Raw genomic sequence first — 24,468 nt, forward strand, 5'->3', positions numbered from 1 at the left:
CGCTGAGAGGGGCTTTTTTCCACGCGGCGTTATGTGTCGGCATGTGCCCCGCTCGGGAGGACTTGCTGACGGCTCGCTTCCCGACATGCGGTGCGGTTCAGAGGTCGGGTCGTGGACCCGCCCCTACGGGAGATACGGCCCGTGATGTGCAGGAATTGACGCACCTGCCGTGTGGCGGACTCTGGTCTGGTTGACGACCGGAGCGAGATTCCGGCAGGGACACAGTCCCTGCTCGGCGAGGAGTTCCCGATGCGCGAAGACGCGCACCGCCCCGGCCCCCCACGGGATGTGGGGGGAGAGCCGACCCACCGATTCCGGCAGGGAGCTCCCGATGCGCGAAGACGCGCACCCCCCCGGCCCCCCACAGGATGTGGGGGGAGGGCCGACTCGCCGATACCGGCGGGGCGAAGAAGAGCGGGGCACGTCAACGCTCAAGAGACGTGCCGCCGCGAAGTAGCTTATTGTATTGTTCCTTGTTCCTTGATCCTTTCTTCCCATGCCTCTGCTTCCTATCGTGCTTGCCGCGGCCGTGATTTTCGTGCTGGCGTACCGCTGGTACGGCGGCGCGCTGGTGAAATGGCTGCGGATTCGCGACGACGAACCCACACCCGCCGTCGCGCTGCGCGATGACGTGGACTTCTCGCCCATCGAAAGAAAGTTCCTGCTCAGTCAACACTTCTCGGCGATTGCGGCGGCGGGACCGATTGTCGGGCCGATTCTCGCGGGGGTGATGTTCGGTTGGCTGCCCGCGCTGCTCTGGATCATCGTCGGTTCGATCTTCATCGGCGGCGTGCATGACCTGACCGCGCTGGTGGCCTCGCTGCGGCATCGCGCGCGCTCCATTGCGGAGGTCGTGAAGGAACGCATGTCGCAGCGGACCTATCTGCTCTTTCTCACCTTCGTCTGGATCGCGCTCGTCTATATTATCGTCGCGTTCACGGACATTGTGGGCGCTTCGTTCGTGGGCAGGCAGACGCTGGAGAACGGGACGGTGATCACGGGCGGCGGCATCGCGACCTCCTCCCTGCTCTATCTGGCGCTGCCGATCATGATGGGTCTGCTGCTCCGCTTCAGCAAGCTCAGCTTGAATTGGGCCACGGCGATCTTTCTGCCGCTGGTCGGCGTGGCGATCTGGGTCGGGCAATACATCCCGCTCGAGCTGGCGGCGCTGCTGGGCACGACCGACGGCGACGCGCAGCGCATTTGGAACGTGGGCTTGCTCGGCTACTGTTTTGTCGCGTCGCTTGTGCCGATGTGGTTTCTATTGCAACCGCGCGGCCATCTTGGCGGCTATTTCCTGTACGTCGCACTCGCGGGGAGCGCCGTCGGCCTGCTGTTCGGCGGCAACACGGTGAGCTATCCTGCTTTCACCGATTGGACGTTCATGTCGCAGCGCGGCGAAGCGTTTCCGCTCTTTCCGCTGCTCTTCATCACCGTGGCCTGCGGCGCGTGCTCCGGTTTTCACAGTCTGATCGCCAGCGGCACGACGGCCAAGCAGCTCTGCAAGCAATCCGACGCGAAGCTGATCGGTTATGGCGCGATGCTGCTCGAAGGATTTGTTGCCGTGGTCTCACTCTCGTGCGTAATGATGCTCTCGCAGAGCGCGGCGGCCGCTCTGCAAGGGAAGCCGAACTTCCTCTATGCGCAGGGCATGGCGGGATTCCTGAACACGATCGGCATTCCGGTATCCTTCGGCATTGCGTTTGGTCTGCTCGCGTTCACGACGTTTGTGTACGACACGCTGGATGTATGCACGCGCCTCGGTCGTTACATCGTACAGGAACTGACGGGCTGGCACGGCACGTTCGGCCGCTGGTTCGCTACGGCACTGACATCGGTCACGCCGCTGTTTTTCGTGACGCAGACATTGCTCGACGCCGCGGGCAATCCCGTTCCGGCCTGGCGCGTCTTCTGGCCGCTGTTCGGCGCGAGCAATCAGCTGCTGGCGGCGCTCTCGCTGATCGGCGTCACGGTGTGGCTGCATTCGGAATCCCGCGCCCGGTGGGTGTGGTACGTCACCGGGTTGCCCGCCGTGTTCATGTATCTGATGAGTTCATGGGCGCTGCTGCGGTTCATCCGCGCGGGGTTTTCAGATCAGTACGGCGCGTGGAGCATGACTGCCGATCCGGTGCCGTGGGTGGCGCTCGTGCTGCTGGTGCTGGCGATTTTTGTGCTGGTCGAAGCGCTGCGCATAGTGATTCGCTCCACGCCGCGCGCTCCGCGAGCGGTGCCCGCATAGTTCGCTCCGGCTCCCAAAAGAAAACCCCGCCAAATCGCGGGGTTTTTCACTATTCAAGCTCCGGCGCGCCACCGGGCGGGCGTTCAACGATGATCGTTACGGGTCCTTCGTTGACCAACGCCACCGACATTTTGGCGGCGAAAATACCGGTGGCGACGCTCAGCCCCATCTCGCGCAGTCGTGCGCAAAAGCGCTCGTACAGCGGATTGGCGAACTCCGGCGGGGCGGCCCGGACGAAGCTCGGTCTGCGGCCGCGCTGCACATCTCCGAGCAAGGTAAACTGGCTGATGACCAGGACGCTCCCCCCCGCTTCGATCACACTACGGTTCAGCTTGTGATCGTCATCGGGGAAGATGCGCATGCCCGCGGTTTTCTGTGCGCACCACTCCAACTCCGTTTCCGTATCGCCTTGCTCGACCCCCAGCAGCACGAGCAGACCCGGTCCGATTTCGCCGACGCGCCGGCCGTCCACATCGACGGCCGCGCTGGAGACGCGTTGCAGCACCAGCTTCAGTCGTGCTCCTCCCAGAGCGTGAAGGCGGCCAGATAGCGCGGGAATTTCATCGTGTCAATTTGAGTTTGCGCGGTGTCGGTCAGGGAGAAGCGCAGGATTTCGTCGGTGGCCAGCGAGGCCACGAACAGGTGCTCCGCGCTGCGCTCGAAGCGCGGGATGCCCGCCGAGGCTCCGGCATGATAGTCGCGTCGCTCGCCCGTGGTCAAGTCCCAGACGCGGACGGTACCGTCCACGGAATCCGCGGCCGCCAGCCAGCGATTGTTCGGGCTGACCGCGATATCCCGCGTCCCGCCGGAGGTCGTGTAGCTGTCAATCAGCTCCATGGTCTCGACCGCGAAGAGATGGACGGCCGTGGCGGTATTGACGAAGCCGACGGAGCCGTCGGATTGAAAGCACACATCGTACGGCCGGCGATCAAATCGCAAGGTGTCCGTGATTCGCCGAGCCAGCAAATCCACTTCGTACACGGCGGAATCTCTGGGACACGTTACCCACAGGCGGACAAGATCCGGCGGCACCATGCTCATGCTTCGCGCATCGGTGCTCACGTCGATCGAGTCGTAGGTGGCGTGGGCGATTGCGTAGTCCCAGATCAGTCCATTGCGAGTGAGCACAAACGCGTGCGCACCGGCGCGGTCCAGCTCCAGGTCGAGCGGAATCCCGCCGACGGTGAAGCTTGAGAGTAGCGGCAGATCGGGCAAGCGGTAGATCAGAATCCGATCGGCTCCGGCGTCCGTCACGAACAACCGGTCGCCGCCGAAATTGACCATGACGTCCGTGGCGGAAGAGCCACCGACTTCCGTCAGGTAATGCACGTCACCGTCGCGCGTGTCAAAGCTGTAGAGCAAGCCCGCCGGGGAGCAAATGGCAAGCCCCGCCGGCGGTCGGATCATGCCGCTGCTGGTGTCGTCACCGGTTCCCTTGTCCCGGCACGCCAGCACGAGCAGCAGAGTAAGTAGCAGATACGGCCTCATCCCCCGGCCTTTCTCACGCTAAGAATCGAAATGAATCAGATGTCCCATCTTATCGCGCTTGGTCAGCAAATACTGACGATTGATGTCCGTGGCGTTTACGACCAGCGGCACGCGTTCCGTGACCCGCACACCGTGGGCTTCCAATTCTTCGACCTTTTTCGGGTTGTTCGTCATCAGCCTCACGGTTGTTGTCCCCAAGGCGCGCAGGATTTGCGATGCGGCGCCGTAGCTCCGCAGGTCGGCCTTGAACCCGAGTTTGAGATTCGCTTCGACGGTATCCAGGCCTTCATCTTGCAGCTTGTAGGCCAAGAGCTTCGGACCAAGTCCGATTCCGCGTCCCTCCTGCCGCAGGTAGATCACCGCGCCCGCCCCTTCGCGTTCAATGGCGCTCATGGCTGCGACCAACTGCGCGCCGCAATCGCATCTCGCGCTCCCGAACACATCCCCGGTCAGGCACTCCGAGTGCACGCGCACGAGCGCTGACGGTTTCAGCGGAAGCTCGCCTTTGACAATCGCGAGGTGGTCTTTGCCCGCGTACACATCTTCAAAGTGCACGAGCGTAAAGGTGCCGTGGGCCGTCGGGAAGTATACGTGCACGCGCTCTTCGACGAACCGCTCGCGTTCCGTTCGATAGCGGATGAGATCGGCCACGGAGACCAGTTTCAGACCGTACCGGTCGGCAAACTGTCGCAGTTCGGGGCGGCGCATCATGGTGCCGTCGTCGCGCATGATTTCGCAGAGCGTACCGGAGGGATAGGCGCCCGCGAGTCGCGCCAGATCGACGGAGGCTTCGGTCTGGCCGGTTCGTTCGAGCACGCCGCCGGCGCGCGCGCGCAGCGGGTGAATATGTCCGGGTCGGGCGAAATCTTCCGGTTTGGTCCGCGGGTCCACCACGGCTTTCAGCGTCTTGGCGCGGTCGTAGGCCGAAATGCCCGTGGTCGTGCCGTGCAGATAGTCGATCGAAACCGTGAAGCCGGTTCCGCGCAGGGAGGTATTCTGCGCGACCATCGGGTGCAGATTCAGTTCGTCGGCGCGTTCGTCCGTCACGCAGACGCAGATCATTCCGCGTCCGTGCTTGGCCATGAAGTTGACCGAATCGGGAGTGACAAATTGTGTCGCCATGATCAAATCGCCTTCATTCTCGCGATCTTCGTCATCGACGACAATTACCATCTTGCCCGCGGCGATCTCATTCAGCCCATCGCGAATCGAGTCCAGTATCTTCAATCGTCACTCCCCGCTTTCGCCACGGCACTCGCGCCGCGTAGCCCCACGGGCGCCGCGCCGGACGCCAGCAGCTTTTCGATGTGTTTCGCGAGCAAATCGGTCTCGATATTCACACGGGTTCCCGATCGCCAACGCGAAAAATTTGTCGCATCCCAGGTATGCGGAATCACTCCGACCGTCAGGACATCGCCTTCGATATCGGCCGCGGTCATGGAGACGCCGTCCAGCGCGATCGATCCGGTTTGGATCACATATTTGCTGAGCTGCGGCGGCAGCCGTAGCGTGATGCGTCGGTCCTCCACGGTGTCCAGGACCTTGACCACGGTGGCGACGCCTTCGACGTGGCCTTGGACAATGTGCCCGCCGAGTTCGTCGCCGAGTCGCAACGGTCGTTCGAGATTGACGATGTCGCCGACCTCGAGCCCGCCGAGATTCGTGCGGTCCAGCGTGAGCCGCATCAAGTCGCAGCGGAATGCGCGTCCGTCGGATTCCGTTGACGTGACACAGCAGCCGTTCACGGCGATGCTGCCTCCGAGCGGGAGCAGCGTGACCACGCCCGGCGCTTCAATCCGCAGGTTTTTGCCCCCGGCGGTGACGCGGATCTCCGCGATCCGGCCCGTTGCTTCAACGATTCCCGTAAACATCGCGTTCAAACTCCAACCATATATCGTGCCCCAGTCGGCGGCAGCGGCCCACCACAAAACGCGGGGCGTTATCCAGCTTGGTCAATCCCAAATCTCCCACCGCCGGTCGCCCGTCACCGCCGAGCAGGAGCGGCGCGATGGCCACGATGAACTTGTCGAAGAGCCCCTCGCGAATGAGCGAGGCATGCAGGGTCCCGCCGCCTTCCACGAGGGCCGACGTGATTCCGTGTTGCGCCAGCGTGCGCATGGCCCCGGTCAGGTCCAATCGGCCATCGGGATTCGCCGCGCACCCAAACAGGGTCGCGCCGGTATCCGCGAAGCTGCCGCCACGCTCGCCCAGCGAGGATTCAGTTGTCATCACCCACGTGCGCGCGGGCTGGGACTGCTTAAAGACTCTCGACCCGGGCGAGATTCGCAAGCGCGAGTCCAGCACAATACGGAGCGGATCGCGACCGGCCACGTGCCGCACGGTGAGTTCGGGATCGTCGTCCAGCACGGTCTGCGATCCCACGATAACCGCGTCCAGTGTGGCGCGCAGCTTGTGCACTTCCGTCCGCGCCGCGACGCCGGTAATCCAACGCGACTGGCCGTTGGCCAGCGCGATTCGGCCGTCGAGGGACTGGCCCACCTTCATGAGCAGCCACGGCCTGCCGCGCGTGATGTAGGTCAGGAACGGGGCGTTGATGCGGCGCGCCTCCCGTTCCATCACGCCGACTGCAACCTGGATTCCCGCCGCGCGCAGGGCGGCAATTCCGTTCCCCGACACCAGTGGATTCGGGTCTTCGTGGCCGATGACCACTCGCCGCACGCCCGCGCGAATCAAGGCCTCAGTGCAGGGCGCCGTCTTGCCCACATGGCAGCAGGGTTCAAGGTTGACATAGACGGTCGCATCGCGTGCCAAGTTCGCGGAAAGTTTTCCCAGCAACTCGACCTCCGCGTGCGCGTCTCCATAGCCCACATGATACGCCCGCGCCAGGAGCTTTCCGTCCTTGACGGCCACGGCACCTACGAGCGGATTTGGACTGACGAGACCGGCGCCCCGTGCGGCTTCGCGCAGCGCGATGCGCATGAAGCGTTCGTCCGCTTCACCCGACTCCCGGCCGCGAAACTCCGTGCTGCCGCTGCCGCCGCCGCTCTCCGACGTCACGCGGGCGCCGCCGATTTCCGCAGTGACGCCCGCACGACCTTCTGCATAAGCTCCGCCGGCGACTCACCGCGGGCCGCCGCCGACTTGGGGACCAGCGAAGTCCCGGTCATTCCCGGCAGCGTATTGACTTCAAGACAGATGAATTCATCGCGTTCGTTGAGCAGGAAATCGACGCGCACGACCCCGCGGCATCCGATGGCATTGAAGGCCCGCACGGCGGCATCCCGAATGGCCGCCGCGACCGGCTCGGTGACGGGTGCCGGGCAGAGATAGTCCGTGCGGCCCGCCGTGTACTTGTTGGCGTAGTCGTAGAAGCCTTCGTGGGGGCGAATCTCGATCAGCGGGTATGCTTCCCCGTTGACGACGGTCGCCGTCAATTCGCGGCCTGAAAAATAAGTTTCGACCAGCGCGACATCCCCTTGGGCGGCGATTTGCAGCAACGCCGGCTCTACGTCGTGCTCCGTTCGCACTACGGAGACGCCCACCGCCGAGCCGCTGCAGAGCGGCTTGATGATTACGGGCAAGCCGATTTCGCGCTGCGCTCGCTTTACGACACCGGCCGTCTCGCGCATTTCGGCGGCGCCGACGACAAATCCCTTGGCAATGGGCACTGCTGCCGCGGCCATCGCCACTCGACCGGCTTGCTTGTTCATCGCCATCGCGCTCGCCAGCGCCCCGGAGCACGCGTAGGGCACATTCACCCAATCCAACAGGGCTTGCAGCGTGCCGTCTTCTCCCCAGCCGCCGTGCAGAATCGGAAAGACGAACTCCGCCCGTTCGTGCTCGATGAGGTCGAGAATTCCGCGCACCGTACGTGCATCGAACCCGTCGGTATTCCGCGGCAGCGGCGGCAGCGTGCCGATCTGCGGCGGCGCAAGTTTCTCGGACGGCGTATGCGTCACGCCCGGTCGGGCCGGATCATATTTTAGCACGCAGTGTCCCGCCTCGGCGAGCCATCCGGCAACCGCGTCGCCGGAAGCCAAAGATACAATTCGTTCCGCCGAGTCACCGCCGCAAAACACCAGCAACTTCATGAACTCACCGCCGTAGTTGCCGAAGCGGCATTTTCGAGCTCGGCCATTACCCGCGCGCGCCCCCAAATGCCCACCAGCTTTGCCAGCTCCGGGCCGTGCAGCTGTCCGGTCAAGGCGGCTCGCACGGTTTGCCAGAGTGACTTCCCCTTCAAGCCGACGGCCTGTCCGCTATCGTTGGCCGCAGCTTTGAACGCCGCTTCCAGTGCCGGAAAGTCGTTCCAGATTTCCGGCGGGATTTCGCTCATTCTGCGCTGAAACTCCGTCACGAGCTTTCGCGCCTCCGCATTGGCGAGCAAGGCGATGGATTCCGGATCGTCCGCGCTACGCGGTCCGAGTGTCGCGCGAATTCGGTCGGCCAAATCGCCATAGACTTCCGTCCCGCCGCGCAGGGTGGCGACGGCATAGCGCACGCGTGACTCACCACAAATCTCAATTTGCTCCGTCAGCAATGCCGCCACGTGCGCGTACAGGTCGTGCTCAGACTCGCGCTTGATATACTCGGCATTCATCCACCGCAGTTTGGCACCGTCGAAGATCGCGCCCGCCTTGTTTACGCGCTCCAGCGAGAATTCTTTCACGAGCTCATCCACGCTGAAGATTTCGCGCTCATCCTGCGGATGCCAGCCCAAGAGCGCCACGAAATTGATCAATGCCGCCGGCAGGATCCCGTTGCGGCGATAATCCTCGACGGCGACATCGCCGCCGCGTTTGGACATCTTGCTGCGATCGGGATTCAGCAGCAGCGGGAGGTGCGCGAACCGCGGTCGCTCCCAGCCGAAGCACGCATAGAGCAGCGCGTGCTTGGGCGCCGATGGCAGCCATTCTTCGCCGCGAATCACGTGGCTGATTCGCATGTAATGGTCATCGACGACGTTGGCGAGGTGATAGGTCGGAAAGCCGTCGCTTTTGAGCAGCACCTGGTCATCGACCGTATCGGTGGCGAATTCGACGTCGCCCCGCACCAGATCATGTACGCGCACAATTTGTCCGCCCGGTACCGCCATTCGCCAGACATGCGCCTCGCCGCGCTCGATTCGTCGCCGGGCGTCAGCGGGCGAAATCGACTTGCAGCGCCGGTCATACATCGGCGGTTCGCCGCGCGCGCCTTGCGCCGCGCGCATTTCGTCGAGCGTCGCCGGAGCGCAGAAGCAGGGATAGGCGTGATTGGCGTCGGCGAGCCGCTTCACGTGCTCGCGGTAGAGCGTCAGTCGCTGTGATTGCACGTAGGGTCCGCAAGCGCCGCCCACATGCGGACCTTCGTCAAACTCCAAGCCGAGCCAGTGGAAGGCCGCGAGCAGATTTTCGACCGCGCCTTTTACCTCGCGCGACTGATCGGTATCCTCGATTCGCAGCAGGACGACCCCGCCCTGCTGTTTTGCGAAGAGATAGTTGTACAGCGCGGAGCGCAGGCCGCCGACGTGCAGGTAGCCGGTCGGACTCGGCGCGAATCGTGTGCGGACCTCGCTCATCTACTCCAGGCCCTTGACGAGGGCCACGGCCAGCGCGGCGATGCCTTCGTTTCGACCGGTGAAACCCATGCGCTCGAGCGTGGTTCCTTTCACACTGATCCGCCGTTCGTCGAGGGCCAGCGCCAGCCCCAATTGCCGGACCATCTCCGGCACGTACGGTGCGAGCTGTGGCTCTTCGCACATGACGCTGACATCGATGTTTTCGATCTCGAAGTCATAGTCCGCGAGGGTCTTCCGGCATTCCTGCAGCAAGACGAGTGATGAGATATTGTGATAGGCGGGATCCGTCGGCGGGAAGAACCGTCCTTTGTCTCCCAGCGCGGCCGCGCCGAACAGGGCGTCGAGGATGGCGTGGGCAATGACGTCGCCGTCGGAATGCGCCGCGAGCCCGAACTCGGCCGGCAGCTCGACGCCGCCGAGCACGAGTTTGCGCCCGCTGACTCTGCGGTGCGCATCAACGCCGATTCCGATTCGCAAGCCCATGAACGGAGTTTCTGCGGTGGAACAAAAAAGGGTTCATCGGTTGCATCCGCATCGAACCCCGGAATGGAACAACGTGTTGACGGCGGGAGCGGGCGGGGGAGTCACCGCGCGGCGACCAGCAGGCGCGCCAGCCGCAGGTCGGCGGGCGTCGTGATTTTGAAATTTCCGGAATCGCCTTCGCAAATTTGCACCCGGCCCAGTCCGAACTGTTCGACCAGCGCGACGTCATCGGTACACTGAAGGCCCTCGGCGCGAGCCCGTCGAAATGCTTCGCGCGCGACGGCGATGCGGAGTCCCTGCGGCGTCTGTACCGCGTACAGGCCCTTGCGGGGGATCGTTTCGCGCACGATCGGCGGCATCCCGGCGACGGCCTTGAGCGTATCCGACACCTCGACGCCGGGCAGGACCGCATCCGCGCCGTGTTTCAGCGCGTCGAACACACGCCGGATGGTCTCCACGGTGATCAGGGGTCGCGCGGCGTCATGAATCAGCACGGCATCAATGTCGCGATCGCCGACCGCATCGAGGGCGAATCCGACTGAATCCTGTCGCGTGGCCCCTCCGGCCACCACGCTGAGCTCACAGGTCGCCCACAGCGGCTGCAACACCTGCTGCACATCCGGGATGAGGTCGGCCGGCGCGGCCACCACGATCTTTCGGCATTCTTCGCAGTCCAGAAAGGGGCGGATCGCCCGCACGACCATGGCTTCGCCGCCGAGGTCCACCAGCGCCTTCGGCAGTTCGCTGCCCAAGCGAGATCCGCTTCCGGCGGCCGGAACCAGCAGCGCGAATTTCAAGTGATGAGCATCGCGTCGCCGTAACTGTAGAACCGATATTTTTCGCGCACGGCGTGCCGGTACGCTTTCATGATCAGGTCCTGATCCGCGAACGCGCACACCAGCATGAGCAACGTCGATCCCGGCAGGTGGAAATTGGTCACGAGTCGATCGACCACCTTGAAATGATACGGCGGATAGATGAATTTGTCGGTCCAGCCGCGGGCGATCTTGACGCCGCCGTTAAAATTGGCCACGGTTTCGAGCGTACGCGTGACGGAAGTTCCGACGGAATAGATCCGTCCGCCTTTCTCGATCGCGCCGTTAATGACGTCCACGGCATGCGCATTCACTTCATAGTACTCCGAGTCCATGCGGTGGCGCGACAGGTCTTCGACTTGCACGGGCCGAAACGTGCCGAGGCCGACGTGCAGGATCAGGGGCACGACCTGCACACCTTTGGCGCGGGCTTTATCGACCAGTTCCGGTGAGAAGTGCATGCCCGCGGTCGGCGCGGCGACGGCGCCGGAGACGCGCGCGAAAATGGTTTGGTAGCGCTCGCGGTCTTCGGGTCGGGGTTCGCGCCGGATATACGGGGGCAGCGGCGGCTGGCCGAATTTTTCCACCAGCGCGTTAAAATCGCCATCGTAGTGGAAGCGCACGACGCGCCCGCCCGACGTCGTATTGTCAATGACCTCGCAGGTGATCGCGTCGCCGATCGTGATGCTGTTTCCGGTTCGCACCTTGCGCGCGGGCTTGACCAGGACCTCCCACAACTCCTCCGTCAGGCGCCGCAGCAGGAAGACCTCGATTTCCGCTTCGGTCTTTTCCTTGTATCCTTTCAGCCGCGCCGGAAATACCCGGGTCTCGTTCACGACCATGACGTCATGGGGTCCGAAGAAATCGACGACGTCGGAGAACTGCGCGTCGCGGAACGTCCGCGAGTCGCGATCCACGATCAGCAGCCGGGATTGGTCGCGCTTCGCCAGCGGTTCCTGGGCGATCAGTTTCTCCGGAAGCGAATATTTGAAATCGGACAACCGGGGCGTGGTTTGCACGCCGCGCGGTTGATAGACCGCTGAGGTAATGGGCATGGTTGGTACTACAATTCTAAGGTGAGACTACCCCACAGGACCGTACTAAAAAAACTTCGACTGCTGGGTCATAGGCGGCTGAATTCCGAAATGTTCATAGGCACGCGCGGTGGCGACGCGGCCGCGCGGCGTGCGTTGTAAGAATCCTTCGCGAATCAGGTACGGCTCGCAGATTTCTTCGAGCGTGCCTTCGTCTTCGCCGACCGTGACCGCGAGCGTCCCCAGCCCCACCGGTCCGCCGCGGAACTTCTCCAGCAGCGCGGTCATGAGCCGCTTGTCGAGGTCATCCAAGCCGTATTGATCAATCTCCAGTAAGTGCAAGGCGTCCCGTGCGATTGCCGCCGATACGCGGCCTTCGCCGCGGACCTGCGCGACGTCACGCACACGCCGCAGCAAGCGATTCGCCACGCGCGGCGTACCGCGGGACCGCGACGAGATCTCCGCGATCCCCTCTTCGTCGCAGTGCGTCGCGAGCAACTTCGCCGACCGATGCAGAATTCCGCCCAGCTCTTCGGGGTCGTAATAGTCGAGCCGCAGGTTCACTCCGAATCGCGACCGCATCGGCCCGGTCAACAGACCGGCCCGCGTGGTAGCCCCCACCAGCGTGAATTTGCTCAACTGCAATTGCAGCGTGCGCGCGCCGGGCCCCTTGTCGATCAGAATATCCAGCTTGAAGTCTTCCATGGCCGGATACAGGTACTCTTCGACGACGGAACTCAGGCGATGGATTTCGTCAATGAACAGGACGTCGCCGGGCTGCAGACTCGTCAGGACACCGGCCAAGTCCGCCGGCCGTTCGAGCACGGGACCGGTCGTCACTTTGATACTGGTACCCATCTCGCGCGCGATGAGGTGAGCGAGCGTGGTCTTGCCGAGTCCCGGCGGACCGTACAGCAAGACGTGATCGAGGGCTTCGCCGCGCTGTTTCGCGGCTTGCAAGAAGATGGCCAACTGTTCTTTGACGCGCGGCTGACCGAGGAATTCGTCGAACGAAGAGGGCCGCAACGATTGTTCGAGTTCGCGATCCTCGTCTTGTCTGACCGGCTCAATTACTCGCGGCATCAGCCGACCCGCAGGGAATGCTTGACCAGTTCTTCCGCGCCGTCCGCGCCGCGCTTGATGGCCAGATCGACGGCCCGTTCAGCCTCGAGCCGCGTGAAACCCAGGGCGGTCAGCGCTTCGATGGCCTCGCGGACGTCGCCCTGGCTCGTCCGCGTCTCGGACATCGCGAATTCGGGAACCGCTTTGCCGAGCTTTTTCTTGAGTTCGAGCACGATTCGCTCGGCGGTCTTGGCGCCGATTTTCGGGATGCTTTGCAGGCGGCCGCTGTCGCCATCGACGATCGCCTGCCGCACGGATTCGGCTTTGGCGGAAGACAGCATGGTAATCGCCAGTTTGGCGCCGACGCCCTGCACGGAAATCAGATGCTCGAACAGCCAGCGCTCTTCCAGGGAGCCGAACGCAAACAGCGTGTGCTCGTCTTCACGAATCTGCAAATGCGTCCAGAGCCGCACCTGCTCGCCGACCCCGGGCAGTGAATCGTAAGTGGCCAGCGAGATGATACCCTTGTAGCCCAGGCCGCCGGAATTGATGACGACGTGCGAAGGAGCTTTCGCGGCTAACTTCCCCTCGATGAAATCGATCACCGCACGGCCGCTTTGCGTTCCTGCACCCGTTGCCGCATGACCGAGCTGATCGCGACGGCCAGCGCGTCGGACACATCTTCTTCGCCTTCGTCGAAGGCCAGGGAGAGCATTTTGCCGACCAGATAGGCGACCTGGCCCTTCGAGGCGCCGCCGCGCCCGGTGATGGCCATTTTGACTTCCCGCGGGGCCAGTACGGTGACGGGAATATTCAGGCTTTCGGCGGCCAGGACGGCGGCGGCGCGTGCCTGTCCGAGTTTCAGAGCGGCTTGCGGACCACGGCCGACGAATCCGCTCTCGACGGCGCACGCTTCCACTTGATACTTTTGGGCGACCTGCTGCAGCTGGTTGTAAATTTCGGTCAACCGCTCGCCCTCGGGCGTCGCGGAGTTCGTGCGGATAAAGCCGGAATCGACGTACACAAAGCGTCGGCTTTCGGCCCGCACAACTCCCCAGCCCGTGGTCCCCAATCCGGGGTCAACTCCCAATACCAGCGAGTCCGGCATCGTGAATCGCTGCGCTTAGCGCAACGTCTCCATCACTTCTTCGTCGATTTCAAAATTCGAATAGACGTTTTGCGCGTCGTCGAGGTCTTCGAGTGCTTCAATCAGATTGAGCACCGACTTCGCCGAATCCGCTTCCACCTTTACCGTGTTTTTCGGGATGTACGAGATCTCGGCGGAGCTGGTCTGCTTGCCCTTGGCTTCAATTCCGGCCTTGACCTTGTACAGGTCCTCCGGCGCCGTATAGACTTCCCAAATGGTCTCGTCGCCTTCGACATCCGTCGCTCCCGCTTCCAAGGCGATCTCCATGATCTCGTCTTCGGTGCCGGCGTCGGCTTCCAGCGTGATATATCCGCGGCGGTCGAACATCCACGCCACGGCACCGGCTTCGGCCATGCTCGCGTTGCGCTTGGAGAAGCAGTGCCGGACTTCGCCCACCGTGCGGTTGCGATTGTCCGTCACGCATTCCACCAGGATGGCGACGCCTCCCGGTCCGTACCCCTCGTACAAGATCTCTTCGAGCACCTGTCCTTCGAGCTCACCGGCGCCCTTCTTGATCGCACGATCGATGTTGTCCGCCGGCATGTTGACGGCTTTCGCGGCGTCAATCGCGGACCGCAGACGCGGATTGGCATCTGCATTCGATCCCCCGAGTCGTGAAGCGATCGTGATTTCTCGAATCACACGCGTAAATACTTGTCCGCGCGCGGAGTCGATCTTCTCTTTCTTGCGACGGATCGTCGCCCATTTACTGTGACCGGACATAAGCCTCTGAAACTCTATACTCGAAGTGTCTGAATCTGTTTCTTCCACTGGCCTGGCGCAGCGGGGGGACCACGGCGTCCGCCCGGTTGGGCAAACTTTCGCGTGCGTTCTTCAGGCTTCCGTTCCGCTCCGGCTACACCGCGGCCCGCCGATTGGCCGTGACCCAGTCGCGAATGTAAACAATCGGCACCTGAGTTGGCGTTCCGGGGCCGAACAGCTTGCCGACCCCCAGCTTTTCGAGCTGATCCATCTCTTCCCGGGGAATGATCCCTCCCCCCGTGAGCAGCACATCGAGCATGCCCCGCTCCCGCATCAGCTTGAGCACGGCGGGGAAGATGGTCATGTGTGCACCGGACAGAATGGACAGGGCAACCACGTCCACGTCTTCTTGGAGGGCTGCCTCGACGATCATCTCGGGGGTCTGCCGCAGGCCGGTATAGATCACTTCCATCCCGGCATCGCGGAAGGCCGCCGCCATAACTTTGGCGCCGCGGTCATGCCCGTCGAGCCCGGGTTTGGCCACTAAAATCCTGATTTTTCTATCCATAAGCGACGGTGCCCAGCCGAGCACACTACACACTGGTTCAAATCAACCGGTTCTAACGACTCTAAACTGCAAATATACAAAAAAATCGGCCGGAAATCAATCCTGACTCCCGGCCGACAGTTATATATAATACCTTGGGTTGCCGCGATTTTCAAGATTGCGGTGGGGTCACTCCGCAGCCTCCGGCTCGCGTTTTGGCAGAGCGCTGGTCTTCTTTGAGGACGCGCGGACGGCATATCCGGTTCCACCGACGGCGATGATTCCCATGCCCGACCAGAAGAGCCAGTGGGGCAGTTCTATTTCGGCGTTTCCGACGTACATCCCATACGACTCGATCATCAGCTTCAACGCAATCCAGCCGATCAACGCATAGGCCACGTCCTCGAGGGCCGGCCATTTCTCCAGGACTTTGATGAAGCTGCCAGCCGCGACGCGCACGGCGACAATCCCCAATGCCACCCCGGTGAATACGATCACCAGATCGTCGGACAAGCCCACGGCGGCCAACACGCTATCGATGGCGAAGGCACAGTCCACGAGGTTCAGAACAAGCACGGTCTTCCAGAAGCCGGCGGGCTTTGCCTCGAAATCTTTGTGTCCGGCCATGCGGTGGCGGAAATGCTGAAAGGTCAGCCAGCCGAGGTACAGGGCTCCGGCCAGCCGCAGATACCAGAGTTTGATGATCCAGGTCGCCGTCAGCAGCATCAGGAAGCGGAAGAAGAACGCTCCGGCAATACCGTAATAGAGCGCTTTTTTCTGCTGATTTTGCGGCAGCGGCCGGACGATCACGGCCATCACGAGCGCATTATCCGCTGAGAGCAGGCCCTCCAGCAGAACGAGCGTGGCAATGATGGTAAAGGTGTGTGCCGTAAAGAAAGTTTCGAGAGTCACTCGCGAAAAGCCCCGTGACTGGTGAAGGAGTTACGGGGCTAAGATACGGAGAAACCGACAAATAATCAAGCGTTGGCCGCGGCGGGTGTTTTCACGTGAAATACCATTTGATCGTTAGCGATGTCGGCGGCGACCGTGCAGCCGGGCAGGACATGCCCGGCGAGCAACTCCTCGGCCAGCGGATTGAGCAACAGTGTTTGAATGGCTCGCTTGAGTGGGCGGGCGCCAAAGGCGGGGTCGAAGCCCTCGCGCAGCAAGCGCGCCTTGGCCCTTGGGCTCAGATCGAGCGCAATCTCCTGCTTGGCCAACCGTTCACGGACACGGTCGAGCTGGATCTCGATGATGCCTTCAAGTTCCGTGCGTCCCAATTGCCGGAACACGATGATTTCGTCGATACGATTCAAGAACTCGGGGCGGATCGAATGCCGCAACAGGTCCAGCACCTCGCGCTTGACTTCATCATACACGGCCTCGCTCGATTCGATCTGCTCGGCGCGCGCGCGGATCAGGTCCGAACCGAGGTTTGAAGTCATGACGAGAATGATATTCTTGAAATCGACGGTTCGCCCCTGACTGTCCGTCAAGCGACCATCGTCCATCACCTGCAGCAGCACGTTCCAGACGTCGGGATGGGCCTTCTCGATTTCGTCAAGCAGTACGACGCTGTATGGCCGGCGGCGCACGGCCTCGGTGAGCTGGCCGCCCTCTTCGTGGCCGACATAGCCCGGCGGCGCGCCGATCAGGCGGGCGACCGTATGCCGTTCGCCATATTCGGACATGTCGATGCGAATCATCGCAGTCTCATCGTCGAACAGGAATTCGGAAAGCGCTCGCGACAGCTCCGTCTTGCCGACACCCGTCGGACCGAGAAACAGGAAACTGCCGATGGGCTTGTTCTCATCGGACAGTCCCGAGCGTCCGCGTCGGATCGCCGCGGCGACCGCATTGACCGCCGCATCCTGGCCGACCACGCGTTTCCGCAGTTGCACCTCGATGTGCAGCAGTTTGGCGCGCTCGCCTTCAAGCATCTTGGAGACCGGAATCCGCGTCCAGCGGGAAACCACATCGGCGATATCCTCTTCCGTGACCTCCTCTTTCAAGAGCGCGCGGTCTTTCTGCAGCGCCGCCAGTTGATGGCGTGCGGTCTCCAGTTTCGCGGCCAATTCACGCTGTTTGCCATAGCGGAGTTCGGACACTCGGCCCAGGTCTCCGGCGCGTTCGGCTTTCTGCTCATCGAGCTTGGCGGCCTCGATCTGCTCCTTTTGCGAGCTGATCCGCTTGATGATCTGCTTCTCCTGCTCCCAGTGGACCCGCAGTGTCTGTTCCGTGTGCTTGAGCTCGGCAAGCTCCTCGTCGATCTTCTTGCTGCGTTCGCGCGCGGCGTCGTCAGTTTCGCGGGCGATGCCAACTTTTTCGATTTCGAGCTGCCGGATCCTTCGCGTGAGCTGGTCGATCTCTTCGGGCATGGAGTCGATTTCCAGCCGCAGCTTGGACGCGGCCTCATCGATCAGGTCAATGGCTTTGTCGGGCAGAAAGCGGTCTGTGATATAGCGGTGGGAGAGTGTGACGGCGGCGATCAGCGCGGCATCGGTGATGCGCACGCCGTGGTGAATCTCGTATTTCTCGCGCAGTCCGCGCATGATCGAAATCATGTCTTCGATGGACGGCTCGCTGACCGTCACCGGCTGGAACCGGCGTTCGAGCGCGGCGTCCTTTTCGATATGCTGGCGATATTCGTCCAGTGTGGTCGCGCCGATGCAATGCAATTCGCCGCGCGCCAGCGCGGGTTTGAGCAGATTGGAGGCGTCCATGGAGCCTTCGGCCCGGCCCGCGCCCACGAGATTGTGCAGCTCGTCGATGAACAGAATCACGCTGCCTTCCGCGTCGGTGACTTCTTTCAGTACAGCCTTGAGCCGCTCCTCGAAGTCACCGCGAAATTTTGCTCCCGCAACGAGCGCGCCGAGGTCGAGCGCAATCACGCGCTTGTGCTTGAGCTGCTCGGGGACGTCGCCGGAGACGATGCGGTGCGCGAGCCCTTCGGCAATCGCGGTCTTCCCCACTCCCGGCTCACCAATCAGCACCGGGTTGTTCTTCGTGCGGCGCGACAGCACTTGCAGGATTCTGCGAATCTCCTCATCACGGCCAATTACGGGATCCAGCTTGCCGCGCCGGGCGAGGTCGCAGAGGTCGCGGCCATATTTATCGAGCGCGCGGTACTTGCTCTCGGGGTCCTGATCTTTGACACGCTGCCCGCCGCGCAGGTCTTTCATCGCTTGCAGGATCGCGCCGTACGAGAGCCGCAAGTCCGCAAACAGTTTCTTGATGGCCGGGTCATCGGACGTGGCGAGGCCAAGCAGCAAATGCTCCACGGACAGGAATTCGTCGTGCAGTTGGGACATCTCTTTGAGCGCGTCGTCGAAGAGTTTGGCCGTCGCGGGCGCGAGGTACGTCGCGCCGACCGAGCCGGTCACCGCGGGAAGTTTGGCCAGCTCGACAGAAACCACACGCAGTGTGTCGGCGGGACGCGAGCCGATCTTGGCGAGAATCTCGCTGGCGATGCCTTCGCTGTCCTTGAGCATGCCGGCGAGCAAATGCAGCGGCGTGAGCGCTTGCTGTTGCGCGTCACGCGCGATCTGTTGTGCGGCCTGCAGCGCTTCCTGCGCCTTGATGGTCCACTGGTCGATGTTCATAATTTAGAAAATTCCAAATTCAAAATCCCAAATCCCAAATCCGAGAGCTATCTGCCCATACTATGGCGAGATGCGAAGATTTTGACGGAGCGAAGTGGAGGGGGGCAATTTGTGAATCCGATTCCGGCCGGGTTGCGCGGACTTAACCCGGCTCGGCAAGCCATGACCCTGACACGAAGTTCTCAGTTACCAACAGTTATGCTAATTAACTTGAAGGCGATTAGCTCGCGGAACAGTTCATTCGTCTTGTCCGTAAGTCGATCTTGCTCAAATGTTATGTATCCAATGTCGCTGTAATTCGTTGCGAGGCTCACCTTATCTTCCTTGAAGACAATTATCTTGCGGTCGTAAAGAAACGATGACGCACCGAGTTCGAAGACTACATTCTCACTGGGTCTCCACAACGGCTTGCCGTCCTTGTCCGTCAACTCCTCATCAGCCGTGAAGATCAGAATCGCTGCACCGCACTCATTCATGACGTCCGCAACCTTCTGAGAAATCGGTCGTCCCGCGTTTGCTTCTCTTATGGCAATCTTGTATGGGATGCCATACTGCTTCAGGATCCCTTCAAGTTGTTCGAGCGGGCGCTTGTTCTTTCCATGAGCAATAAAAATTGCTCTTCTAGCACCCGCCTGTGGTTCTCCTTTTTGCGGGGGGCGGGTACTGGCGTCTGCGAGCTGGCGTACATCACTTTGCACGTCATCTTCCGCGATCATTGCGGTTTCAGGCGGCGGATCTGGGAACTGAACTGCAGTGTTGTCCAAGTCAACATACGTCGAGTCCTTCACACGCCTGAAGAAACCTACGAAGTCAGCGCTTTTCTTCAACAATTCGAATGTTCGAGCAGTAGCATCAGAACCAACCCCCATCTCTTCAAGTACGTTTTTCGCAATAGTATCTTGTGGGAACTTGGAATTGTTGTACTTTGTTAAAAACTCCCGAATCACTCGCGGCTTCAGACATGCTTCACGCAACGCAGCTCTTTCATCACCCTCCTCGGTAGGCGCAACCACTCGACGCCCAAGGGGCGTTAGCGAAATCGTCGAAGCGTTATATGCACCGTCGGTGAGACCGTATGCCACAGCGGCACCGGTCATCCTTCGGAAAAGCAAGCCACCCGGTTCCAATTCCATCGCTTCCGCTACTCGAAGTGGCTTAGTCGCGTCCTTGCCAAAATTGTCCGCAATCGCACGCGGGACTCTAACAGCATCTTCAAGTGAGAATCCTGGAATATCAGTTTGCCGAACGTATGCCCGGCTCCGATTTTCCTCAGGATCTCTCTTGTTTGTCTTCGTCTTTGTCGTGCTCCGCTTGCTCGCGCGCCGGATCTTAGATATAGGCTTCTTCACAGGGAATTGCTCCTCGCTATTTGTGATTGAACTCTCCTCGCTGCGACATGTTCAGCCCATGCCCCGCTCGGAATGAATGCTTGGTATTCCAGATTCCGGGCACCCGCGGACGGGTGCCTCGGCGGATGTGCGTTGGCGGGGCACGTCAGGCCTCAAGAGCGTGCCGCCGCAAAGAATGTCCCGAGCGCATGTCGATGCGGCGCTACAAAGATCGCGCACGGCTGTGCGGCGCTACGGTTGTTCATCTATCATCTCTCATCTATCGCGAGGGGCGGGCGATGCAATCAGCCCCTACGGTCGGGCTTTCACGTTTCAAATTTCACGCCTTCAAAATTTTTTCCTCCCCCCCTGCCCCCCACAAGATGTGGGGGGGAATCAGAGGGGTGGCGGAGTCACTTCTTCTTCGTTTCGTCCACGACTTCGGCGTCGGCGTACTCGACATCGTCGCCCTTGTTGGAACCACTTGACTCGGCCTGCGGCTCCGCTTGCGGTTCGGCTTGCTGCTGCTGCTGATAGAGACTGGGCGCGATCTGTGTCCATGTTTCGTTCAGCGCATCACTGGCCGATTTTATCTCCGTGAAGTCACGCCCTTCGAGGGCTTTTTTCACGCGACCGACCGCGGCCTCTAACTTGGACTTGTTGTCGCCCGTGAGTTTGTCGCCGAGTTCAGTCATTTGTCGTTCGGTCTGGAAGGCGAGCGCGTCGGCGGTATTGCGGATCTCAGCTTCCTCGCGGCGCTTGCGGTCTTCGTCGGCGTGCGCTTTCGCATCGCCCTTCATGCGCTCGATCTCTTCTTTCGTGAGGCCGCTCGAGTGCGTAATTTTGATGGATTGCTCGCGGTTCGTGGCCTTGTCCTTGGCCGTCACGGACAGAATGCCGTTGGCGTCGATGTCGAACGTGACTTCGATCTGCGGAATGCCGCGCGGCGCCGGCGGAATGCCGTCGAGCTGGAATTTGCCGATGGACTTGTTGTCAATCGCCATCGGCCGCTCGCCTTGCAGGACGTGAATTTCCACCGACGGTTGACTGTCGGACGCTGTCGAGAAGATCTCCGTTCGCCGTGTGGGAATCGTGGTGTTGGCGTCGATTAGTTTGGTCAGCACACCGCCCATGGTTTCGATGCCCAGCGACAGCGGCGTCACGTCGAGCAGCACCACATCATGCACGTCGCCGGTGAGAATCCCGCCCTGAATCGCCGCGCCCACGGCCACGACTTCGTCGGGGTTAACGCCACGATGGGGGTCCTTGCCGAAATATTCTTTGACGACGTCGATAATGCGCGGCATGCGGGTCGAACCGCCGACCATAATCACCTCGTCGATGTCCTTCGGCGACAGGCCCGCGTCGCGCAGGGCCTTCTTCGTCGGCTCGATGGAGCGCTGCACGAGGTCTTCCGTCAGCTCCTGAAATTTCGCGCGCGTGACGGTCATGTCGAGGTGCTTCGGGCCGTCGGCGGTGGCCGTGATGAAGGGCAGATTGACCTGCGCCTGCGTCTGGCCGGAGAGTTCGCACTTGGCCTTCTCACTGGCTTCGCGCAGCCGCTGGAGCGCCATCGGGTCTTTGCGCAGGTCGATGCCTTCGGCCTTCTTGAACTCCTCGGCGAGGTAGTCGATCAGGCGCATGTCCCAGTCGTCGCCGCCGAGGTGCGTATCGCCGTTGGTGGACTTTACTTCAAACACGCCATCGCCGAGTTCGAGGATTGAAATATCGAACGTGCCGCCGCCGAGGTCATAAACGGCGATCTTCTCGTCCTTCTTCTTGTCGAGACCATAGGCGAGCGCGGCGGCGGTCGGCTCGTTGATGATGCGCAGCACTTCGAGGCCCGCGACGAGGCCCGCGTCTTTCGTCGCCTGCCGCTGCGTGTCGTTGAAGTAGGCTGGTACCGTGATGACGGCCTTGGTCACCTTCTCGCCGAGATAATCTTCCGCGGCCTGCTTCATCTTTTGCAGCACCATGGCGGAGATTTCCGGCGGCGTGTAGTCTTTGTCGTCGATCTTGATCTTGACTTGACCATCGGAGGACACCACGTCGTAGGGGACGCGCTTCATCTCTTCGCTGACCTCGTGGATCTGGCGGCCCATGAAGCGCTTGATGGAATAGACGGTCTTCTTCGGGTTGGTGACGGCCTGCCGCTTGGCCGCCGCGCCGACGAGTCGCTCGCCGCTCTTGGAGAAGCCGACGACGGAGGGTGTGGTGCGGGCGCCTTCGGAATTCGGGATGACGACGGGTTCGCCGCCTTCGATGACCGCGACACAGGAGTTGGTGGTGCCGAGGTCGATGCCGATGATTTTGGACATGTTCGTTATCTCTGGGTTAGTTGATGGTCGAAGTTGAACCTAATTCTCGAACAATATCTATGCAAGGATGGTTCCAGTGCATTTTAGTAATTATAAATATTGCAGATAAAACAAAGGCACACGCGATGTGTGCCGAAAAATACGCCAATATGGCAGAGTTAGTGCATTACCTGAGGTCAGAATGGCAGAAGTTCAGGCGGGAGCGAGGCTTAGAGGAGGAAGAGGCCGAAGCGATGAACGCGGAACGATGAACGATGAAATCCGAGGGTAGGGGTTGATTGCATCGCCCGCGCGTCTGCAATTCCTGTAGCCGCGGCCCCACGTGGCTGTCTCTTTGTCGCGCCGCAGGGATCTGCGCTCGAGATTTCGCGGCCTACAATCTTGAATACGCCAGTTTCCCCTTGCCGCAATTTCGGGCAATTCAGCACTCAATCGTACACACGTCAGTCCACGGCTCGTTGCGGAAGTCCGCCGGGACATTCCACTCGTGCGCGCAGAGTTCGCAAGTCAGTGTCATCCTCCGCGCATTGGGGCACGCACGGAAGAACACCGCCGGCGGATGCGGATTGAGAACCGGGAAACGATTCGATTTAGCAGGTGAAGAGGTCGGTCATGCCGGACTGGGGTACTGGAACCCGCCACGGCAAATCGGCTTTATCGTTCATCGCTCACCGAACCGAGCGCATAGCGGTGCGGGCTCGTTGCCGAAATGATTTCGCTGAGGCACCCGTCCCCGGGGGCCCGGAATCTGAGAAGGAACCTACAGCGGCGATGAAAATTGGGGCACGACTCACTCCGATTCCGGCGGGGTGGGGGCACCCCGCTCGGCGGATTTTGATTTGGGCAACAAGCCCGTGCGGCGCTACGCGGGCGATGCGATCAGCCCCTACGGGATCGTGATGACGACGGCTCCTGTTCGCTGTCCCGCTTCCACATAGCGGTGAGCGTCGGCCGCCTGCTCCAAGGGAAAGGTCCGGTCGACAACCGTGCGGATCACACCGGCCTCCGCAAGGTCTCGCAAGACCACCATGTATTCGGGCTTTTCGGCGGCAATCGCACAGATGACTTTCTTGCTCCCGGAGATCGAAGTGCGAAGCATTTGCAGGAGCTGCTTCGTTTTGAAGCTTGCCAGCAGATAACGGCCATTGGCGGTCAGCGAAGCTTTGCAGCGGGAAAATGAACTCCTGCCCAAGACGTCAAAGATCAGATCGTAGCGATTGCCGCTTTGAGTGAAATCCGCTTTGGTGTAATCGACGACGTGGTCCGCTCCCAGCGCTTTGACGAAACTCAGGCGTGGCGTGCCGCAGACTCCGGTCACTTCCGCCCGGTAATATCGGGCAAGTTGCAGGGCCATGGAACCGATCCCGCCGGACGCGCCGTTGATCAGGACCTTGTGTCCGCTTCTGATGTCCGCCTTCTTGAGGAGGCTCAGCGCCATGATCCCGCCATAGGGTACGGCGCACGCTTCCGCGAACGACATGTTGTTCGGCTTCAGTCCTACGGTTCCGCTTTCGGGCAGGCACAAGTACTCGGCATTGGCCCCCATCTTCATGCCAGTATATGCAAAAACCTCGTCACCGACTTTGAATTTCGTTACGCTCCTCCCGATCGCCGCGACCGTCCCGGACAATTCACTGCCCAGAATCGGCTTCTTCGGCGTGCTGAAACCGAACGCGAATCGTGCCGGCAGCCAGAGGAGCAGGGGCATGTTGAACTCTCGAGAAGACAAGTTGCCGAAGTTTCGAGCCGTCAAGTCGCCGTAATTCACCGCCGCGGCTCGTACTCGAATCAGGACTTCACTGGCCTTCGGAACCGGAGTCGCGACTTCGCTAAGCCGGAGTACATCCGGCGGTCCATAGCGCGTGTAGGTGATCGCTTTCATGGGTCTCCCTCCTCGAACATGGCATCACGCAATGACGAGTGCAGCACGTGCCGCCGCGAATGAACCGGTTTCATCGCTGATCGTTTTGGAGTCGTCTATCATCTATCAGCTCTCATCGATCAAAACGGGCGATGCAATCGGCCCCTACGGAAAGGCCTTCAGCGTTGATCGTTTCCGAGATCGCGCACTCTGTGCGGCGCTACGGCGTATTCACCCCACATCTATCAGCTCTCAACGATCAAAACGGGCGATGCAATCGGCCCGTACAGCTCGGAGTCATCTATCATCTCTCATCGATCA

Annotated in this window: 22 protein-coding genes; 2 read left to right on the plus strand and 20 right to left on the minus strand. The window is 61.3% G+C overall.

Annotated features, from left to right (window positions below):
* Window positions 1-496: 496 nt before the first annotated feature.
* On the plus strand, window positions 497-2,239 hold the full coding sequence (locus tag HZB60_11760) for a carbon starvation protein A (GenBank protein ID MBI5060444.1): 1,743 nt from the start codon (window positions 497-499) through the stop codon (window positions 2,237-2,239).
* 49 nt (window positions 2,240-2,288) lie between these two features.
* On the opposite strand, the gene HZB60_11765 is transcribed toward HZB60_11760, so the two are convergent.
* The 19 genes from HZB60_11765 to dnaK form a co-directional block, all read right to left on the minus strand.
* A complete protein-coding gene (locus HZB60_11765) occupies window positions 2,289-2,753 on the minus strand; it encodes a D-tyrosyl-tRNA(Tyr) deacylase (GenBank protein ID MBI5060445.1) in 465 nt (154 codons plus the stop codon).
* On the minus strand, window positions 2,750-3,727 hold the full coding sequence (locus HZB60_11770; protein MBI5060446.1) for a hypothetical protein: 978 nt from the start codon (window positions 3,725-3,727) through the stop codon (window positions 2,750-2,752). Before HZB60_11770 ends, HZB60_11765 begins: the two co-directional genes overlap by 4 nt.
* Window positions 3,728-3,745: 18 nt before the next feature.
* Entirely contained in the window at window positions 3,746-4,948 is a 1,203-nt protein-coding gene (locus HZB60_11775; protein MBI5060447.1) for a bifunctional 3,4-dihydroxy-2-butanone-4-phosphate synthase/GTP cyclohydrolase II, read from the minus strand.
* A gap of 2 nt (window positions 4,949-4,950) precedes the next feature.
* A complete protein-coding gene (locus HZB60_11780) occupies window positions 4,951-5,598 on the minus strand; it encodes a riboflavin synthase (GenBank protein ID MBI5060448.1) in 648 nt (215 codons plus the stop codon).
* Entirely contained in the window at window positions 5,579-6,745 is a 1,167-nt protein-coding gene (ribD, locus tag HZB60_11785) for a bifunctional diaminohydroxyphosphoribosylaminopyrimidine deaminase/5-amino-6-(5-phosphoribosylamino)uracil reductase RibD (GenBank protein MBI5060449.1), read from the minus strand. The genes HZB60_11780 and ribD overlap by 20 nt, the downstream gene beginning before the upstream one ends.
* Window positions 6,742-7,779 carry a D-alanine--D-alanine ligase gene (locus tag HZB60_11790; protein ID MBI5060450.1) on the minus strand — a complete coding sequence of 346 codons (1,038 nt, stop codon included), beginning with the start codon at window positions 7,777-7,779 and terminating at the stop codon, window positions 6,742-6,744. Before HZB60_11790 ends, ribD begins: the two co-directional genes overlap by 4 nt.
* Window positions 7,776-9,248: a glutamate--tRNA ligase gene (locus tag HZB60_11795; protein MBI5060451.1), complete on the minus strand. Its 1,473-nt coding sequence runs from the start codon at window positions 9,246-9,248 to the stop codon at window positions 7,776-7,778. Before HZB60_11795 ends, HZB60_11790 begins: the two co-directional genes overlap by 4 nt.
* Window positions 9,249-9,725 carry a 2-C-methyl-D-erythritol 2,4-cyclodiphosphate synthase gene (locus tag HZB60_11800; protein MBI5060452.1) on the minus strand — a complete coding sequence of 159 codons (477 nt, stop codon included), beginning with the start codon at window positions 9,723-9,725 and terminating at the stop codon, window positions 9,249-9,251.
* A gap of 107 nt (window positions 9,726-9,832) precedes the next feature.
* Window positions 9,833-10,528, minus strand: a complete 696-nt coding sequence (locus HZB60_11805; protein MBI5060453.1) for a 2-C-methyl-D-erythritol 4-phosphate cytidylyltransferase — start codon at window positions 10,526-10,528, stop codon at window positions 9,833-9,835.
* The gene (gene queA / locus HZB60_11810) at window positions 10,525-11,601 is read right to left on the minus strand and encodes a tRNA preQ1(34) S-adenosylmethionine ribosyltransferase-isomerase QueA (protein ID MBI5060454.1); all 1,077 of its coding nucleotides are present in this window, start codon (window positions 11,599-11,601) and stop codon (window positions 10,525-10,527) included. The genes HZB60_11805 and queA overlap by 4 nt, the downstream gene beginning before the upstream one ends.
* 45 nt (window positions 11,602-11,646) lie before the next feature.
* Window positions 11,647-12,663, minus strand: a complete 1,017-nt coding sequence (gene ruvB, locus HZB60_11815) for a Holliday junction branch migration DNA helicase RuvB (GenBank protein ID MBI5060455.1) — start codon at window positions 12,661-12,663, stop codon at window positions 11,647-11,649.
* A complete protein-coding gene (gene ruvA, locus HZB60_11820) occupies window positions 12,663-13,247 on the minus strand; it encodes a Holliday junction branch migration protein RuvA (GenBank protein ID MBI5060456.1) in 585 nt (194 codons plus the stop codon). The genes ruvB and ruvA overlap by 1 nt, the downstream gene beginning before the upstream one ends.
* Window positions 13,244-13,750, minus strand: a complete 507-nt coding sequence (ruvC, locus tag HZB60_11825) for a crossover junction endodeoxyribonuclease RuvC (GenBank protein ID MBI5060457.1) — start codon at window positions 13,748-13,750, stop codon at window positions 13,244-13,246. Before ruvC ends, ruvA begins: the two co-directional genes overlap by 4 nt.
* Window positions 13,751-13,765: 15 nt before the next feature.
* Window positions 13,766-14,512 carry a YebC/PmpR family DNA-binding transcriptional regulator gene (locus HZB60_11830; protein ID MBI5060458.1) on the minus strand — a complete coding sequence of 249 codons (747 nt, stop codon included), beginning with the start codon at window positions 14,510-14,512 and terminating at the stop codon, window positions 13,766-13,768.
* 133 nt (window positions 14,513-14,645) lie between these two features.
* Window positions 14,646-15,059: a cobalamin B12-binding domain-containing protein gene (locus HZB60_11835; GenBank protein MBI5060459.1), complete on the minus strand. Its 414-nt coding sequence runs from the start codon at window positions 15,057-15,059 to the stop codon at window positions 14,646-14,648.
* 168 nt (window positions 15,060-15,227) lie between these two features.
* Complete coding sequence (locus tag HZB60_11840) at window positions 15,228-15,950, minus strand: TerC family protein (GenBank protein MBI5060460.1); 723 nt, start codon at window positions 15,948-15,950, stop codon at window positions 15,228-15,230.
* Between the two features lie 65 nt (window positions 15,951-16,015).
* A complete protein-coding gene (gene clpB / locus HZB60_11845; GenBank protein ID MBI5060461.1) occupies window positions 16,016-18,640 on the minus strand; it encodes an ATP-dependent chaperone ClpB in 2,625 nt (874 codons plus the stop codon).
* Between the two features lie 182 nt (window positions 18,641-18,822).
* Window positions 18,823-19,989 carry a nucleotide-binding protein gene (locus HZB60_11850; GenBank protein MBI5060462.1) on the minus strand — a complete coding sequence of 389 codons (1,167 nt, stop codon included), beginning with the start codon at window positions 19,987-19,989 and terminating at the stop codon, window positions 18,823-18,825.
* A 392-nt stretch (window positions 19,990-20,381) separates the two neighbouring features.
* Window positions 20,382-22,286, minus strand: coding sequence for a molecular chaperone DnaK (dnaK, locus tag HZB60_11855; GenBank protein ID MBI5060463.1), 1,905 nt, complete (start codon window positions 22,284-22,286; stop codon window positions 20,382-20,384).
* 23 nt (window positions 22,287-22,309) lie between these two features.
* On the opposite strand from dnaK, the gene HZB60_11860 reads away from it, so the two are divergent.
* On the plus strand, window positions 22,310-22,537 hold the full coding sequence (locus HZB60_11860) for a hypothetical protein (protein ID MBI5060464.1): 228 nt from the start codon (window positions 22,310-22,312) through the stop codon (window positions 22,535-22,537).
* A 635-nt stretch (window positions 22,538-23,172) separates the two neighbouring features.
* On the opposite strand, the gene HZB60_11865 is transcribed toward HZB60_11860, so the two are convergent.
* On the minus strand, window positions 23,173-24,168 hold the full coding sequence (locus HZB60_11865) for an NAD(P)-dependent alcohol dehydrogenase (protein MBI5060465.1): 996 nt from the start codon (window positions 24,166-24,168) through the stop codon (window positions 23,173-23,175).
* Between the last annotated feature and the right edge of the window lie 300 nt (window positions 24,169-24,468).

Source organism: candidate division KSB1 bacterium (assembly GCA_016214895.1).
GTDB lineage: Bacteria > Electryoneota > RPQS01 > RPQS01 > RPQS01 > JACRMR01.

Excerpts from the sequence above, each read along its gene's own strand:
- queA (MBI5060454.1), bottom strand. The coding sequence starts at position 11,601 with ATGCCCATTACCTCAGCGGTCTATCAACCGCGCGGCGTGCAAACCACG.
- dnaK (MBI5060463.1), bottom strand. The coding sequence starts at position 22,286 with ATGTCCAAAATCATCGGCATCGACCTCGGCACCACCAACTCCTGTGTC.
- clpB (MBI5060461.1), bottom strand. The coding sequence starts at position 18,640 with ATGAACATCGACCAGTGGACCATCAAGGCGCAGGAAGCGCTGCAGGCC.
- HZB60_11780 (MBI5060448.1), bottom strand. The coding sequence starts at position 5,598 with ATGTTTACGGGAATCGTTGAAGCAACGGGCCGGATCGCGGAGATCCGC.
- ruvC (MBI5060457.1), bottom strand. The coding sequence starts at position 13,750 with ATGCCGGACTCGCTGGTATTGGGAGTTGACCCCGGATTGGGGACCACG.
- HZB60_11830 (MBI5060458.1), bottom strand. The coding sequence starts at position 14,512 with ATGTCCGGTCACAGTAAATGGGCGACGATCCGTCGCAAGAAAGAGAAG.
- HZB60_11790 (MBI5060450.1), bottom strand. The coding sequence starts at position 7,779 with ATGAAGTTGCTGGTGTTTTGCGGCGGTGACTCGGCGGAACGAATTGTA.
- HZB60_11760 (MBI5060444.1), top strand. The coding sequence starts at position 497 with ATGCCTCTGCTTCCTATCGTGCTTGCCGCGGCCGTGATTTTCGTGCTG.
- HZB60_11860 (MBI5060464.1), top strand. The coding sequence starts at position 22,310 with ATGGTCGAAGTTGAACCTAATTCTCGAACAATATCTATGCAAGGATGG.
- HZB60_11835 (MBI5060459.1), bottom strand. The coding sequence starts at position 15,059 with ATGGATAGAAAAATCAGGATTTTAGTGGCCAAACCCGGGCTCGACGGG.
- ruvB (MBI5060455.1), bottom strand. The coding sequence starts at position 12,663 with ATGCCGCGAGTAATTGAGCCGGTCAGACAAGACGAGGATCGCGAACTC.
- HZB60_11770 (MBI5060446.1), bottom strand. The coding sequence starts at position 3,727 with ATGAGGCCGTATCTGCTACTTACTCTGCTGCTCGTGCTGGCGTGCCGG.
- HZB60_11865 (MBI5060465.1), bottom strand. The coding sequence starts at position 24,168 with ATGAAAGCGATCACCTACACGCGCTATGGACCGCCGGATGTACTCCGG.
- HZB60_11795 (MBI5060451.1), bottom strand. The coding sequence starts at position 9,248 with ATGAGCGAGGTCCGCACACGATTCGCGCCGAGTCCGACCGGCTACCTG.